Source organism: Dyella sp. SG609 (assembly GCF_012275375.1).
GTDB classification, from domain to species: domain Bacteria; phylum Pseudomonadota; class Gammaproteobacteria; order Xanthomonadales; family Rhodanobacteraceae; genus Dyella_D; species Dyella_D marensis.
Genome location: NZ_JAAZQJ010000002.1, coordinates 277877 through 292418, shown reverse-complemented (window position 1 = coordinate 292418; position 14542 = coordinate 277877). Strand labels below are relative to the sequence as shown.

The 14542-nt window shown below is 68.8% G+C and carries 11 protein-coding genes; all 11 read left to right on the top strand.

The genetic code is table 11. From position 1 onward, the window contains the following. Positions 1 to 360: 360 nt before the first annotated feature. The 11 genes from tssC to FHW85_RS04540 all read left to right on the top strand — a co-directional run bounded on the left by tssC (position 361) and on the right by FHW85_RS04540 (position 14529). Positions 361 to 2721, top strand: coding sequence for a type VI secretion system contractile sheath large subunit (tssC, locus tag FHW85_RS04590; protein WP_168647512.1), 2361 nt, complete (start codon positions 361 to 363; stop codon positions 2719 to 2721). A 49-nt stretch (positions 2722 to 2770) separates the two neighbouring features. After that, positions 2771 to 3337, top strand: coding sequence for a type VI secretion system tube protein Hcp (locus FHW85_RS04585; protein WP_167257428.1), 567 nt, complete (start codon positions 2771 to 2773; stop codon positions 3335 to 3337). A gap of 192 nt (positions 3338 to 3529) precedes the next feature. Then, positions 3530 to 3922: a hypothetical protein gene (locus FHW85_RS04580; RefSeq protein ID WP_168647511.1), complete on the top strand. Its 393-nt coding sequence runs from the start codon at positions 3530 to 3532 to the stop codon at positions 3920 to 3922. Between the two features lie 8 nt (positions 3923 to 3930). Further along, positions 3931 to 5742, top strand: coding sequence for a type VI secretion system baseplate subunit TssF (gene tssF, locus FHW85_RS04575; RefSeq protein WP_168647510.1), 1812 nt, complete (start codon positions 3931 to 3933; stop codon positions 5740 to 5742). Then, the gene (gene tssG / locus FHW85_RS04570) at positions 5706 to 6830 is read left to right on the top strand and encodes a type VI secretion system baseplate subunit TssG (RefSeq protein WP_168647509.1); all 1125 of its coding nucleotides are present in this window, start codon (positions 5706 to 5708) and stop codon (positions 6828 to 6830) included. The genes tssF and tssG overlap by 37 nt, the downstream gene beginning before the upstream one ends. Beyond that, entirely contained in the window at positions 6827 to 9409 is a 2583-nt protein-coding gene (locus FHW85_RS04565) for a contractile injection system protein, VgrG/Pvc8 family (RefSeq protein WP_168647508.1), read from the top strand. Before tssG ends, FHW85_RS04565 begins: the two co-directional genes overlap by 4 nt. A 7-nt stretch (positions 9410 to 9416) precedes the next feature. After that, positions 9417 to 12035 (top strand): DUF2169 domain-containing protein, encoded by a 2619-nt coding sequence (locus FHW85_RS04560; protein ID WP_168647507.1) that lies wholly within the window; start codon positions 9417 to 9419, stop codon positions 12033 to 12035. Next, on the top strand, positions 12032 to 13111 hold the full coding sequence (locus FHW85_RS04555; protein ID WP_168647506.1) for a pentapeptide repeat-containing protein: 1080 nt from the start codon (positions 12032 to 12034) through the stop codon (positions 13109 to 13111). The genes FHW85_RS04560 and FHW85_RS04555 overlap by 4 nt, the downstream gene beginning before the upstream one ends. Next, complete coding sequence (locus FHW85_RS04550; protein ID WP_167257421.1) at positions 13111 to 13662, top strand: DUF3540 domain-containing protein; 552 nt, start codon at positions 13111 to 13113, stop codon at positions 13660 to 13662. Before FHW85_RS04555 ends, FHW85_RS04550 begins: the two co-directional genes overlap by 1 nt. A 4-nt stretch (positions 13663 to 13666) precedes the next feature. Beyond that, on the top strand, positions 13667 to 14065 hold the full coding sequence (locus FHW85_RS04545) for a DUF4150 domain-containing protein (RefSeq protein WP_167257420.1): 399 nt from the start codon (positions 13667 to 13669) through the stop codon (positions 14063 to 14065). Next, entirely contained in the window at positions 14065 to 14529 is a 465-nt protein-coding gene (locus FHW85_RS04540) for a hypothetical protein (protein ID WP_168647505.1), read from the top strand. Before FHW85_RS04545 ends, FHW85_RS04540 begins: the two co-directional genes overlap by 1 nt. Positions 14530 to 14542: the final 13 nt, after the last annotated feature.

The following is a 14542-nucleotide window of genomic DNA, read 5'->3' as shown; positions in this document are numbered from 1 at the left end:
TCATCGAAGCATTCATTTGCACGCGATGCGCTGAAAAAGCGCAGGGCGTCGTGTGCGCGATGGTGCCGCCGTGCAATTCCGATCACAGCGTGATCTTTTTATCTCGCCCGCACGCAACGCATTGCACGCGCCTTCAATTCAAGGCATTGCACTTGAATTAACGCATTTGCATCCTCTGTCGCCGTGCGAAAAAGCACACGCTCGATGTGCGCGATTTTGCTCGCGATCACCGGAGAATCGCGCCGCGGCGCCATTCCTTTCCGTTGGCACGCCTCTTGAATAATCCCTCCCGCAACGCGTGCGGCAGCGTTCGTTAGCGAGAAGGGACTTTGCAGCCGCCCACCGAACCGAGGCCTGTACATGACTGTCGAGAGCATTCAACAGAAGCTGCTGCGCGTGCGGCCGCCGCGCGTGCGCATCACCTACGACGTCGAAACGGGCGGCTCGAGCGAGAAAGTGGAGCTGGCCTTTATCGTGGGCATGTTCGCCAATCTGTCGGGCGAGCTGGCGGCCAGTGAGCTGCCGGCGCTCAAGGATCGGCGCATGCGCGATATCGACGCCGAGTCGTTCGACAAGATCCTGGCCGACAGCTCGCCCATGATCAAACTCAACGGCATCGCGGACACCATCGCGGGCGGGGGCAAGGTGCTTGCCGGCGAGCTGCATTTCAGCGCGCTGTCGGACTTCGAGCCGCTGGCGGTGGTCAATGCGGTGCCCAGCCTGCGCCAGCGCTACGACGCGCGCGCCGACCTGCGCTCGCTGCAGTCGATGGCCGAATGCAACGACGCGCTGGGCGCCTTGCTCGACCGGTCGACTACCGACGGCGCGGCGATCACCGCCTTGAAGGCGGGCTTCGCGGCCGACGCCACCGACAACTGGGCCGGCGCGGCCGTCGACGCCAAGGACAACCCGCCGCCGAACGCGGCGGGCGCCGATATTCCCGGCGCGCTGGTCGGCTTGCTGGCCGCGCAGATGGCCGGCAATGCGCAGGCCGCGGCTGCGGCCAAGCAGGCTTCGGATGCGGCGGCCGCCGCATCGGTCACGGCCACGGCGAACATCAAGACCACCACGGACGCGCTCACCGCCGCGCAGAAGGCCGCCAGCGATGCCGCCGCCGCGCTGTCCAAGGCGCAGGACGCCGCCAGCAAGGCCAAGGGCGACGCCGTGCCCGACGCCAACAAGGCGGTGGTCGATGCGACCAAGACCAAGAACGATGCCGACGCCGCCGCGCTTGCCGCGCAGGCGCAGGCCGATGCCGCCGCCGAGCTGGCCAAGCGCCAGGCGGCGGTCGCGGCCGAGCGGCAGCAGGCCTTTCTTGCGATCGATCCGCTGAGCAAGGCACGCCGCCTCGCCGGCCGCTTCACCAACGAGATCCTGGTGCCGCTGGGCAACAACGATCTGCACCAGGTGGCGCTGGGTTCCAACGGCCTGATGGACGAGCGCGCCGGCGGCATCGACGTGCAGATCGGCGGGCAGCTCGACGTGATCCTGCACACCAAGTCGTTCAAGGATCTCGAAGCCACCTGGCGCGGCCTGTTCTACGTGGTGTCGCGCACCGAGAGCGGCCGCCTGCTGAAGCTGCGCGTGCTCAACGCCAGCGCCGACGAACTGCGCAAGGAGCTGGAGAAGGCGGCCGAGTTCGACCAGAGCTGCATCTTCAAGATGATCTACGAGGCCGAATTCGGCACCTACGGCGGCTCACCCTACAGCCTGCTGCTGGGCGGCTACGAATTCGACCACTCGCCGGCCAGCATGTCGCTGCTGACCAATATGACCAGGATCGCCGCGTCCGCGCACGCGCCGTTCCTGGCCGCGGCGGCGCCCGGCCTGTTCGGCCTGGACGGCTTCGACAAGCTGGCCAAGCCGCGCGATCTCAGCCAGCTGTTCGAGTCGCCCGAGCTGGCGCAGTGGATGGAATTCCGCGGCAGCGAGGACTCGCGCTACGTGGCGCTGGCCCTGCCGCACGTCCTGCTGCGCCTGCCGTACGGCAAGGACGCACGCCCGGCCGAAGGCCTGCGCTACGAGGAGACCGTGACCGGTCCCGACGGCCCGGACCACAACGCCTTCCTGTGGGGCAATGCCGCCTATGCGCTGGCCGAGCGCATCACCAACTCGTTCGCGCTGTATCACTGGACGGCGGCGATCCGCGGCGTGGAAGGCGGCGGCCTGGTCGACGGGCTGCCGGTATTCACCTACCGCGACGATGCGGACCTGGTGAACATGATCTGCCCGACCGAGGTGTCGATCACCGACCGCCGCGAGAAGGAACTCAACGACCTGGGCTTCATCGCGCTGTGCAACTGCAAGGGCACCGGCCAGGCTGCGTTCTTCGGCGGCCAGACCGCCAACCTGCCGCGCCAGTACATCAGCGACGAGGCGAACGCCAACGCCAAGCTCTCGGCCATGCTGCCGTACATCCTGGCCGCGTCGCGCTTCGCGCACTACATCAAGGTGATCATGCGCAAGAAGATCGGCGCCTTCCTCACCCGCGGCAATATCGAGGCCTACCTCAACAGCTGGATCGCCCAGTACGTGCTGCTGGACGACAACGCCTCGCAGGAGGTCAAGGCCAGCTATCCGCTGCGCGCGGCGCAGATAACCGTGACCGACGTGCCCGGCTCGCCCGGCTCGTACAAGGCCACCGTGTTCATCAAGCCGCATTTCCAGCTGGAAGAACTCACCACGTCGATTCGCCTGGTGGCGGATCTGCCGGCGGGCTGACGCATAGCCGCGACCCGCCACGCCACCCGATCAAGAACCTGGAGCGACCATGGACCTCATACTTCTGCAACCCGGCGACTCGTCGATCTTCGGCGGCCCCAACGGCTGGAAAGGCGGCGGCAGCCTGATCGACGACCAATGGCGCGACGAGGTGCTCAAGCTCGGGCAGTGCCTGGAGCTGGTCTCGGTGCACCAGGGCATGAAACAGCAGATCACCACCGACGTGAGCAATTCGGCGCGTACCTCGGGCCGCCCGATCATCACCGAGTTCACCTGCGTGAAGTACGTGGACAAGACGTCGGTGAAGTTCTACGAGTACTGCCTGCGCGCGCAGCCGCTGGGCAAGGGCGAGAAGAACCCGACCAAGATCTATATCGCGCGCAACTCCGGCGAGAAGACCGCCAACATCCTCACCATCGAGCTGCGCGACGCGATCATCAGCGAGATCCAATTCCAGTCCAACCCGGACGACATGCCCACCGAGCAGTTCAAGCTCAACTTCACCGAAGTGCTGTGGACGTACACGGTGCAGGAGGCGGACATGAATACCTCGGGCAACCTGGCGGCGGGCTGGAGTATCGCGCGCAACCGTCCGATCGGGCAGTTCACTACCTGAGCATGATGTGCTTGAGCCCCTCTCCCCGTTTACCAATTTGTGCACGGGGAGAGGGGTTGGGGTGAGGGTGCGGGCGGAGCGCAAGGGTGATGTGCACCGCTCCGGCCGAACCCTCATCCGGCTGCCGCCACCTTCTCCCGGAGGGAGAAGGGTTCCACTAGTGGTGTTGAGTCATACGGGCGGGAGATCGTCGTGCAATTCCTGATGGAGCGGCTGGTCAATCGCAGCGAGCCGGACATGGGACAGGCGCCGCCGTTCGATCCGATCGGCGCGGTGGCCGCGCAGATCCAGCGCATCGTCGAATGCCGGCCCTACGTAGGCCTGGGCGGTGCGCGGGTGTGCGACTTCGGCATGCCGCCGATCGTCGACACCGGCATCGGCCTGCCTGACCACGAACGTTTTGGCGCGCGCTTGCTGGAAGCGATCGCGCGCTTCGAACCGCGCCTGCGCGCGCCGCGGCTGGAATGGCTGGCGACGGGCAGGGCGCTCAAGCCGTATGCGCTGGTCGTGCACGGCACCGTGCAGGTGGAGGACCAGCCCAGCACGTTCCGTTTCGAACTGCCTTGCCCGGACGACCTGGCATGAATGCCGATGTGCCCCGCCTCAAAATGTGGTTCGAGCAGGAGCTGGCGTCGCTGCGCGACGAGGCGGCAGATTTCGGCGCGTCCTTCCCGGCCATCGCCAAGGCGCTGGAGCTGAGCGGCGGGCGCAGCAGCGACCCGCACGTGGAGATGCTGGTGCAGTCCTTCGCCTGGATGGCGGGGCGCCTGCGCTACCAGCTGGAGACCGACCAGGCGGTGCTGCCCAATGCGCTGATGGGCCTGCTGTATCCGCATCTGGAGGCACCGCTGCCGTCGATGCTGGTGGGCGAGATCGAAGTGCGCCCGGACGGCGCCAACTTCGCGCACGGCGCCACCCTGGAGCGCGGCCGCTACGTCTACGCGCTGGCCACCAACGAATTCGGCCAGCAGGTGCGCTGCCGCTTCCGCACGTGCTACGACACGCCGCTGTGGCCGCTGAAGATTACCCACGTGGAGTCGATGGCGGCCAACGCCTATCCGCTGGACCCGAACGACACGCGCACAGCGTCCATCCTCAGCGCCACCATCACGCGCACCGGCAAGGAGCCGGTGCATGCAATGCAGATGAAGTCGCTGCGCTTCTGCATCCATGCCGACCACAAGCTGGCTTATGCCTTGTACGACGGCCTGGCCATGCACCTGGTGCGCATGGCGGTGCGCGTGCGCGCCACCGGCGAGCTGCGCTATCTGGACGCCGCGCAGCTGCAGTGGCGCGGCTTCGACGACAAGGAAGCGGTGCTCGGCGCCAACCCGCTGACCCATCCGGGCTACCGGCTGGTGCAGGAATACTTCGCCTTTCCGCAGAAATTCCTGTTCTTCGACGTGGCCGGCATGGACCTGACCGGCGTGGACAAGGACTTCGAGCTGCTGTTCCTGCTCGACGTGCCGCCGTCCAAGGACCACCACTACGACAAGCACCTGCTGCGGCTGAACTGCCTGCCGCTGATCAACCTGTTCCCGCAGCGCATCGAACCCTTCGTGCTGGACCAGCGCCAGTACGAATACCGCCTGGTCGCCGACGAGCAGAACCACCGCTACTGCGAGATATACAGCCTGGACGAGCTGGTCTCGATCCGCCCGGACCGCAGCCCGCGCCCGATCGCGCCGTACTTCGCGCTGGACGAGATGCAGCGGCTGGACAAGATCGACTACTTCTATGCCACCCGCCGCGAGGTCAACCAGACCGGCGCGGTGCACGGCACGGAAACCTTCGTGTCCTTCCTGGATCCGGAATTCGACACCGTGCTGCCGGCGGAGGAAATGATCGGCGGCACCGCGCTGTGCACCAACCGCCGCCTGCCGTCGCAGCTGGTGGTGGGCACCACTTTGTTCCTGGAAGGCGCCGGCCCCGTGACCTCGCTGCGGGTGGCGTGCAAGCCCACGCCGAACCAGCCGCCGCAGATGGTGGGCGAGCGGCCGTGGGCGCTGGTGTCGCAGTTGTCGCTCAATCATCTGTCCCTGGTGGACGGCCAGCGCGGCCCGCCGGTGCTGAAGAACATGCTGCGCCTGCATGTGGGGCCGGCGAGCCTCACCGGCTACCGGCAGATCGACGGCCTGCGCGCCATGTCCACCCGCCGCGTGCAGAAACGCATGCCGCGCCGGGATGCCTGGCGCGGCTTCGTCGACTGCCTGCAGGTGCGCCTGCAGGTGGACCTGGGCCATTTCGAAGGCGGCAGCGCGGTGCTGTTCGGCAGCGTGCTGCACCGCTTCCTGGCGCTCTATGCGGAGGTCAATACCGTCATCGAACTGATTCTCGAATCTTCCGACCGCCGAGGAGAGCTCAAGTCATGGCCACCCCTGACTGGCGCACAGGTGAGCCTCTAGCCGACCGGCTGCTGCGGCGGCCGGCCAGCTTCGATTTCTTCCAGTGGGTGCGGCTGCAGTCGTGGCCGCGCCGCGGTACGCCTGCGCGCCGCGACGGCGCGCGCTACGTGTCGCCGCGCCTGCGCTTCCGCGGCGAGATGTCGCCGGTGTTTCCCGGCAGCGAGATATCCAAGGGCCGCCTGCGCGAAGAGCGCAGCATGGCGCTGGACGATCCGCGGCTGGAACTGTTCGTGGCCAATTTCGCCTTGTCCGGCGTGCTGGGGCCGATGCCGGACAGCTTCGCCGACTGGGCGCGCCAGCGCCTGGCCGAGCGCGATCCGGCGATGGCGCAGTTCCTGGACATCTTCAATCACCGGCTCAGCACGCTGCGCTACGAACTGAAGGCCGCCAGCGTGCCGGCCTTCGACGCGGTGCGGCCGGAAGACACGCGCCAGGCCGACGCGGCCGGCGCGCTGATGGGCCTGTCGGCCTTCGAAGGCGAGGGCGCGGCGATCCTCGCGCGCCGCGTGCCGGTGCCGCGCCGCGCACTGCTGGCCCTGGCCGGCCTGGTGGCGAACGGACGCAAGAGCGCGGCGCAGGCGCAGATCGTGCTGGGCGTGTATCTGCAGGCGCCGGTGCAGGTGCAGGCGCTGGTCGGCGCCTGGCGCGACATCGAAGCGCGCGACCGCACCTTGCTCGGCCGGCGCGTGCTGGGCGACGGCGCGCCGCTGGGCCGGCGCGTATGGGTAAACCATGCGGCTATAGGCCTGCGCATCGGCCCGGTGCCGTATGCGCGCCTGTGCCTGCTGCTGCCGGATCGCGCACACCTGCCGGGCGGCGCGCACGACGCGCAGTTCGGCAACGGCTATCGCGGGCTGGCGGCGATGGTGCATTACCTGTTCGACCGCCACGTCGATGCGGTGGTCACCATCGAGGTGGACGAAGCCGATATCCCCGCCTCCTGGATGGGCAAGCCGCGCCGCCTCGCCGGTTTCGGCAGCGGCCACGGCCTGCGCCTGGGCCAGACCGCGTGGGTCAGCGGCCGTCCGGAAGCGAAGCGCGAAGTGACCTTCACCATCCGCGCCGACGACGTGCAGGAGGCCGCATGAGTGCGCTGCCCACCGACACCGCCGGCCGCACCGCGATCCAGCCGATCGGCCAGCAGGGCCAGGCCAGCTCGCCGCTGCTGTACCTGCATTGCGGCATCGGGTTGCCGGGCAACCGCTGGCTGGCCGACGAGACCTTCCGCCTGCTCTCGTTCGAGGGCCAGGAATCGGTGTCCGAGCCCTTCGATTTCCAGCTGCAGCTGCGCGGCAATACCGATCCGAAGCTCAATCCGCCGCTCACCTTCGATGCGCTGATCGGCCGCCCCGTCACCGTAGGGCTTAACCGCCCGGTGGAAGGCCAGGCGCCGGACGCCGCCGCGCGTTTCGCGCAGGCGCTGCGCAGCGGTTCGGCGCCGTCGATGAGCTTCTACAACGGCATCGTCGGCTCCTTCGCCATGGACGAGCCGGGCGTGTACCGCGTCGGCATGAAGCCCGCGCTGTGGCGGCTGAACCTGACCAACCGCTACGAAGTGCATGCGCAGATGAGCGTGCGCGACGTGATCGCGGACCTGATGCGCAAGCACTACATCGACTGTTCGCTCGATGCCGTTTCCGGCGAGGACAATATCGCCATCGCCCGCGTGCAGGACTGGCTGCAGGCCGGCGAAAGCGACTACGAATTCCTGCGCCGGATCATGTCCAAGGCGCACATCTATTACTACTTCAAGCACACCGGCAACGGGCATACCGTGGTGTTCGCCAACCGTCCGGCCTACCTGCAGGCGTTCGACCGTCCGCTGCGCTACACCTATACGGCGCTGGACGAGCTGGGCATGCAGCAGGATGACGTGGTGTTCCAGTACAGCTACCAGCAGTCGCTGACCAGCACCGGCGTCAGCGGCCGCTTCGCGCACCAGGAGAACGCACCGGACGAGGATCCGATTCCCACCTTCCAGACCTTCGGCGCGTTCACGCCGGCGGATCCGGGCGAGCTGCCGTTCAACCAGTACCGCACCTATCAGTACGGCATGAGCAGCGGCACCGTGCGCGAATACGTGCGCACCACCGCGTCGACGCTGGCCGCCTCCGGCCGGCAGCTCACCGGCAGCAGCACCTGCGCGGGCTTCCGCGTCGGCACCCAGTTCACCATGCGCGGCGACATGGCCGAAGGCACCTCGCCCGCGCCGGTGCGCCCGTCGCTGGAGAACAAGGCCTTCGTGCTGAGCAAGGTCACCCATCAGGCCACCGCCGATGGCGGCTATACCAACCAGTTCGAGTCCACCGACGCGGCGGCCATGCTCACCGCGTTCTCGGTGCAGGACACCCAGCAGGGCGGCATCCTGGCCAAGGTGGTGGACATGGCCGGGCGCGGCCCCACCGATTGGCGCTATTACGAGCCGGCCAATTTCGATCCGGCCACCAGCCGCCTGCGCGACAGCCAGGCCGCGCCGCCCAACCTGATGGCCAAGGGCGTGTACGTGCAGTTCTCCAGCCCCGGCGCGGCGACCGGGCCGGTGTGGGTGAAGCTGTCGGCCAGCATGAACACAGTGCCGGAGATCGGCGCCACCGTGCTGGTCACGCGCGCCAGCGACGAGTCGGAGCTGCCGGAAGTGCAGCAGCTGATCGCGCCCAACGGCAGCCTGGTGGTCACCCCGTCGGGCTGGACCGCCAACACCCATGTGGGCAGCAACTACTCCACCACCTACGGCGACGGGCAGAGCATCCGCTACGGCCTGCACTCGGCCTACAACCTCGACCACGCGGTAAGCATCGTCAACGGCGCCTACGAGAGCGGCCAGTACCGCGACACCAGCTATGCGCAGGGCGCCAGCTACAGCTATTCCACCTCGGAGAACGGCGCCAGCGGCCTGCTCAGCCGCAGCGAATCCTATGGCAGCACCTACAGCACCATGGAAGCGGCGGTGACCTGGAGCAAGAGCACCATCGGCGACAGCACCAGCTACAGCACCGTCACCGGCGATACCTATGCGGAAGACACGGTGGAGGGCACCTCCACGCGCATCACCACGCAGAACATCGTCAACGGCGTCACCACCACCGCGATGCAGAGCAACCTCACCACCACCGGCATCAACAACGGGGTGGAGACGATGGGCATGACCACGACGATGTCCAGCACCGGGCGCAGCGCGGCGGTGTCGCTTACCGGCCTGGCCGACCAGGTGTCGCTCACCGGCGTGCGCACCGAGACCGCGATCACCGCCAGCAGCGACAGCACCAATGTCACCGGCATCTCCGAGCAGGTCTCGGCGACCGGCAGCAGCAGCATGATCTCGGTGACCGGTACGTCCAGCCAGACCAGCGTCACCGGTTCGAACACCAATATCAACGTCACCGGCAGCAGCACCGGCATCAATGTCACCGGCAGCAGCACCGAGATCGGCGTGACCGGCAGCACCACCCGCATGAACGTCACCGGCAGCAGTACCGGCATCAACGTCACCGGCGACAGCACCGAAGTCGGCGTCACCGGCAGCGAGACGCGCATGAGCATCCACGGTTCGTCCAGTTCGGTGGACATCACCGGCGTGGGCACCTCGGTGACCATCGCCGGCGCACGCATCTCGATGGAAATCGTCGGCCTGAGCGTGTCGATCCCGGTGGTCTATATCTACGTATGAGGCGCGCATGAAGATCGTCAAACCGATGACCCTCGGCCTGATGCACCGCCCGTACCGCTGGCAGGGGCGCGACCGCCTGCTGGTGGCGACGCTGGGTTTCTTCGCGCTGGGCGGGCGGCCGGATGCCTTGCTGCGCGACAACCTGCAGTGGCGCAAGGTGATGTCCGCGCTGCCGCCGGGCCGTCCGCTGGACGAGCTGATGCCCAAGACCCGCGGCGAAGTGCTGCTGGCCGGCAGCGCGCATGCGGCGAACGGGCTGGCGGTGACCGAGCAGATGGTGCGCCTGGTGGTGGGCAGCGCGATGTCGAACGGCGGGAAATCGGGTGGTGTGGACAAGCGCCTGCGCGTGGTCGGCGACCGCCAGTGGATGTACGGCATGCTGCCCTGGCTGCAGGTGACCGAGCCGCTGCCGTTCACTCAGATGCCGCTGACCTGGAGCCGCGCCTACGGCGGCGCGGGCCATCCGGCGAACCCGGAAGGACGCGGCTACGCGCGCCATCCGCTCGCCGCATTCTTCGGCCGCAACCACGGCGACATGCCGAACGTGGAACAGCCGCAGCGGCCCGTGCGGAGCCCCCGCCGGCGTTACGCGCCGGCCGGCTTCGGCCAGCTCGACGTGGGCTGGACGCCGCGGCGGCAGTGGATCGGCAGCTACGGCAAGCGCTGGCGCAGCGAGGCCTATCCGGGGCTGGCCGACGATACGCATCCGGAATTCTTCAACGCGGCGCCGCTGGACCAGCGCATCGAAGGCTTCTTCACCGGCGGCGAGACGTATCGCCTGGAAGGCATGCATCCGCGCCTGCCGGTGATCGAAGGCTGCCTGCCGGAGTTCCGGCCGCGCGCGTTTGCCCATCGCGCGGGCCAGCCGGCGGATGCGGTGGACGAGGTGGCGCTGTCGTTCGACACGGTGTGGTTCTTCCCCGACGCGGAGCTGGGCGTGACCATCCACCGCGGCGAGATCGAGGTGGAGGACAGCCTGGCGCTGGACGTGGAAGCGCTGATGGTGGCCTACGAACATGCCGACGATGCGCCGCGTGCGCTGTCGCATTACGGCGAGGTGCTGGCGCTGCGGCTCAACCGCGACACCGCCGCGCGCCACGTCTTCAACGAAGCGCAGCTGACGCCGGAACCCGACGCCGCCCTGCGCGCCGCGCGGCAGACGGAAGTGCAGGAAGAACAGCAGCGCCGCGTCGCCGTGCGCGCGGCGCGCGAAGCGGGCCTGGCCGCGGAATTCGAAGCGTCTTCCGGCATGCCCGCGCCGCCGCCGGCGCCAGCGCCGCTGGCGGTGGACTTGCCGGTGCCCGGCGAAGCCGCGATCCGCCGCGGCGATTTCGATCTCAGCCCGATGCTCGACGCCGTCGAACGCATCGGCCGCGCAGCGAAGGAGCAGGCGCAGGCGCGGCGCGACGAAGCCGCCGCGCAGCTGGCGCAGTTGCCGGAGCTGCCGCCCGCGGTGCCGGCCACCACCGAGGAAGCGCTGGCGCGCGCGGCCGGGCAGGGCGGCGCGATGGGCGCGCTCGGTGAGTTCGGCGCGCTGGCCGGCGTGCCGCCGGTGGCGGTGGAACAGATCCACGAACTGCAGCGCAAGGGCCGCCTGGCCTCGCCGCAACCGAGCGTGCCGGGCCTGCCGCTGCAACCGGCGGTGGCGGCCGCGATCGGCCAATGGCTGCTGCTGCGCGTGCGCGAAGGCGGCTCGCTGCACGGTTGCGATCTGGCCGGCGCGGACCTGCGCGGCGCCATGCTGTCCGGTGCGGATCTGCGTGGCGCGCTGCTGGAGGCTTCCGATCTGCGCGGCGCCCAGCTCGACGGCGCGGACTTGAGCGAAGTGGCGCTGACCGGCGCCACCATGGATGCGGCCAACTGCGCCGCCGCCTGCTTCGACGGCGCCAACCTCGCCCGCACCCGCGCGCACGACGCCGTGTTCCGCGGCGCCAGCTTCGCCGGCACGCAGGCCGGCGATGCCGACTGGAGCCGCGCGGACCTGGCCGGTGCGCGCTTCGAGCGCTGGATCGCGCCGAACATCGTGCTGGAAGGCGCCAACCTGGAACACGCCACCCTGGCCGACTGCGTGCTGCTGCACGCCAAGGCCGACGGCAGCCGCTGGGCGCATGCGGCCTGGCAGCGCACGGTGGCGCTGGGTTCCAGCCTGGCCGGCAGCGACTGGCGCGAGGCGGCCCTGTCGCGCAGCGTGCTGATGGAATGCCGGCTTACCGACAGCCACTGGGCCGGCGCCGACCTGGCCCGCGTGCAGGGCGGCGGCGGCGCAGACTGGTCGCGCGCCGACCTGCAGCGCGTGCGCGCCGACCACAGCAGCTGGCGCGGCGCCAACCTGGCCGATGCCAACCTGGCCGAGGGGCAGTTCCGCGAATGCGATTTCAGCGGCGCGCGCCTGCCGCATGCGGTGCTGGAACGCACCTTGTTCTACCGCTCTCTGTTCATGGGCGGCGAACTCACCGGCTGCCATGCGGAAGCGGCGGACTTCTACCAGGCCATGTGCCGCCGCGCGGACTTCCGCGAGGCGGACCTGCGCGAAGCGAACTTCGTGCAGGCCGAATGCGCCGAGGCGCGCTTCGACCACGCGCGGCTGGAAGGCGTGCGGCTGGAGCCGGGACGGAGGCTGCCATGAGCGCGGCGGCGATCTCCTGGGACGATATCGCCCACCTGCAGCGCCTGGGGCGTCCGGTGAACGGCGTCGACCTGGGCGTGCTCGATAGCAGCGGCCGCGCGATCGAATCGCTGCTGTTCAACCAGGTGAGCTGGCGCGGCGCCGATCTGCATGGCGCGCGCTTGCAGCACGTGAACTTTATCGACTGCGATCTGCGCGAGGCGGACTTCAGCGGCGCGACCCTGGAAAGCTGCAGCTTTACGCGCTGCAAGCTGGGCGCTTCGCGCTGGGGCGGGGCGAATGTGCAGCAGTGTTCGTTTGCGCTGGCCGACTTGTCGGCGTCGTCGTGGACGAAGGCGGAAGTGGCGCTGTCGGCCTTCACCCAGACGGATCTGCGCCTGGCCAGCTTCGCGCATGCGCTCCTGCATCGCACCGTCGCCACCCAATGCGACGTTGCCGGCCTGGTGCTTGCGCATGCGACGCTGGCGCAGGCGGTGCTGCCCGGCGCGGACTTCCGCGTGATCGACGTCACCGGCCTGGTCGCGCAGGCGGCGGTGCTGCAAGGCGGGCTTTTCGGCGGCATGGACCTGCGCGGTCTGGTGCTGCAGCGCTGCCTGCTGGAAGGCGCCGACTTCACCGGCGCGCGGCTGGACGGCGCCGACCTGCGCGAGGCCAATCTGCGCAAGGCCGTCTTCGCCAAGGCCAGCCTGCGCGCAGCGAAACTCGACAACGCATTGCTGCTCGACTCCAGCTGGAGCGAGGTGGATGCGGCCGGCCTGTCCTGCGAAGGCGCGCTGTTCCAGTCCGCCGAGTTGCAGCAAGTGTCGCTGGTGGAAGCGCGCGGCACCGGCAGCGTGTGGGACCACGCACGGCTGACCGGGGTGGACTTCGGCCACGCCACGCTGAGCTATGCGCGCTTCGACCATGCCAGCGGCGGACGCGTCGGTTTCCGCCACGCGCGGCTGGACCACGCCAGCTTCCACAACACCCGCTTTGTTCAAGCCGACCTGCACGCGGCGCAGACCCAGCGCCTGCGCGGCACCTCGTCCTCCCGCCTCGCCGCCGAGGCCCGCGCCCTTGCCCTGGAGACCGCCTGATGTTCGCCGCCCGCCAAGCCAAACCCGTTCAAGCGGCCGCGCCCGCCTGGTTCGAAGCCACCATCCGCGATGCCGCCGGCCGCGACGGCTGGCGCCTGGACGACGGCCGCTGCGCGCGCCAGGCGGTGTCCTGCCTGGTCACGCCGCAGGCGGGCGACCGCGTGCTGCTGGTCGCCACCGCCGACGGCGAATGCTTTGTGCTGCACGTGCTGGCGCGCGCCGAAGGCGGCCGCGCCACGCTGGCGGTGCCGGGCGCCGACGCCGTGTCGATCCGCCAGGCCGAGGTCGATATCGCCGCCACGCGCAACATCGCGCTGCGCGCCGGCGAAGGCGTGGAAGTGACGGCGGTGCAGGGCGCGCTCGCGCTCAGCGGGCGGCAGCTGTTCGCCAGCGCCGCGGAGTCGCTGGTGCAGACCGCGCGCACCTATGTCGGCCAGGTCGAACAGTTCCTGCTCGACGCGCGGCAGTTCCTGCGGCTGCATGGCGAGCAGGCCATGATCACCGCGCGGCAGGACGCCAAGATCGATGCCGAGCGTATCAGCCTGGGATAAGCCCATGTTCGTCAACACCAATCTCGGCGTGCTCAACCTGGCCTTCCCGGACGTGTGCTTCGTGCCCGTGCTGGGCGTGCCCACGCCGATGCCGTTTCCGAATATCGCCTTGTCGTTCGCGGACATCCCCGCGCAGTTCGAGGTGATCGTCGGCGGCGGCCTGGCGGAAAACCTGGTCACCGTGGGCGCGCTGAGCAACGGCGACCAGCCGGGTGCGGAAGGCGGCGTGGTCTCGCATCTGTTCATGGGGCCGTTCCGCTCGATCCTGGGCAGCTTCAAGGTGTTCATGGGCGGCATTCCCTGCACGCACATGCTGGGCCTGGTGGGCCAGAACGGCCTGCTGCCGAACATGGTGGGAGTGTCGCTGACGCCCGCCCAGGTCACCGTGCTGGTGCTGAGCTGATGCGCGCGCGACTTCTATTGCTGTTGCTGCTGCTGGCCGCGCCGGCCGGATGCAGCTCGGTCAACAAGCTGCTCGGCCGCACGCCGACCACCACGCTGTCCAGCGTGCGCGTGGCCGCGCCGCCGGGCGCCAATCTCAATTCGGCGGTGCAGCTGGACCTGGTGTTCCTGTACGACCTGAAGAACGAAGCCATGCTGCCCAAGACCGGGCCGGAGTGGTTCGCGCAGAAAACCGCGCTGATCAACGGGCTGGGCATCTCGGTCGATGCGGTGCATCTGGAGATCCCGCCTGCGCAGGTGATCGATCCGGTGCCTTTGCCCAAGCGCGCGGGCAAGGCGGTGGCCGTGTATGCCTTTGCCAACTATCTGTCGGCCGACGGGCAGGCGCGCGCCGATCTCACCAAATTCCGCCGGGCGGTGGTGTGGCTGCAGGCCACCCAGCTCGCCGTGACCGAACAGCCATGAACGCGACAGCAGG

What these genes read in the sequence shown, in the direction of transcription:
- tssC (WP_168647512.1), top strand. Translation starts at nt 361, where the DNA reads ATGACTGTCGAGAGCATTCAACAGAAGCTGCTGCGCGTGCGGCCGCCG.
- FHW85_RS04585 (WP_167257428.1), top strand. Translation starts at nt 2,771, where the DNA reads ATGGACCTCATACTTCTGCAACCCGGCGACTCGTCGATCTTCGGCGGC.
- tssG (WP_168647509.1), top strand. Translation starts at nt 5,706, where the DNA reads ATGGCCACCCCTGACTGGCGCACAGGTGAGCCTCTAGCCGACCGGCTG.
- FHW85_RS04565 (WP_168647508.1), top strand. Translation starts at nt 6,827, where the DNA reads ATGAGTGCGCTGCCCACCGACACCGCCGGCCGCACCGCGATCCAGCCG.
- FHW85_RS04560 (WP_168647507.1), top strand. Translation starts at nt 9,417, where the DNA reads ATGAAGATCGTCAAACCGATGACCCTCGGCCTGATGCACCGCCCGTAC.
- FHW85_RS04555 (WP_168647506.1), top strand. Translation starts at nt 12,032, where the DNA reads ATGAGCGCGGCGGCGATCTCCTGGGACGATATCGCCCACCTGCAGCGC.
- FHW85_RS04550 (WP_167257421.1), top strand. Translation starts at nt 13,111, where the DNA reads ATGTTCGCCGCCCGCCAAGCCAAACCCGTTCAAGCGGCCGCGCCCGCC.
- FHW85_RS04545 (WP_167257420.1), top strand. Translation starts at nt 13,667, where the DNA reads ATGTTCGTCAACACCAATCTCGGCGTGCTCAACCTGGCCTTCCCGGAC.
- FHW85_RS04540 (WP_168647505.1), top strand. Translation starts at nt 14,065, where the DNA reads ATGCGCGCGCGACTTCTATTGCTGTTGCTGCTGCTGGCCGCGCCGGCC.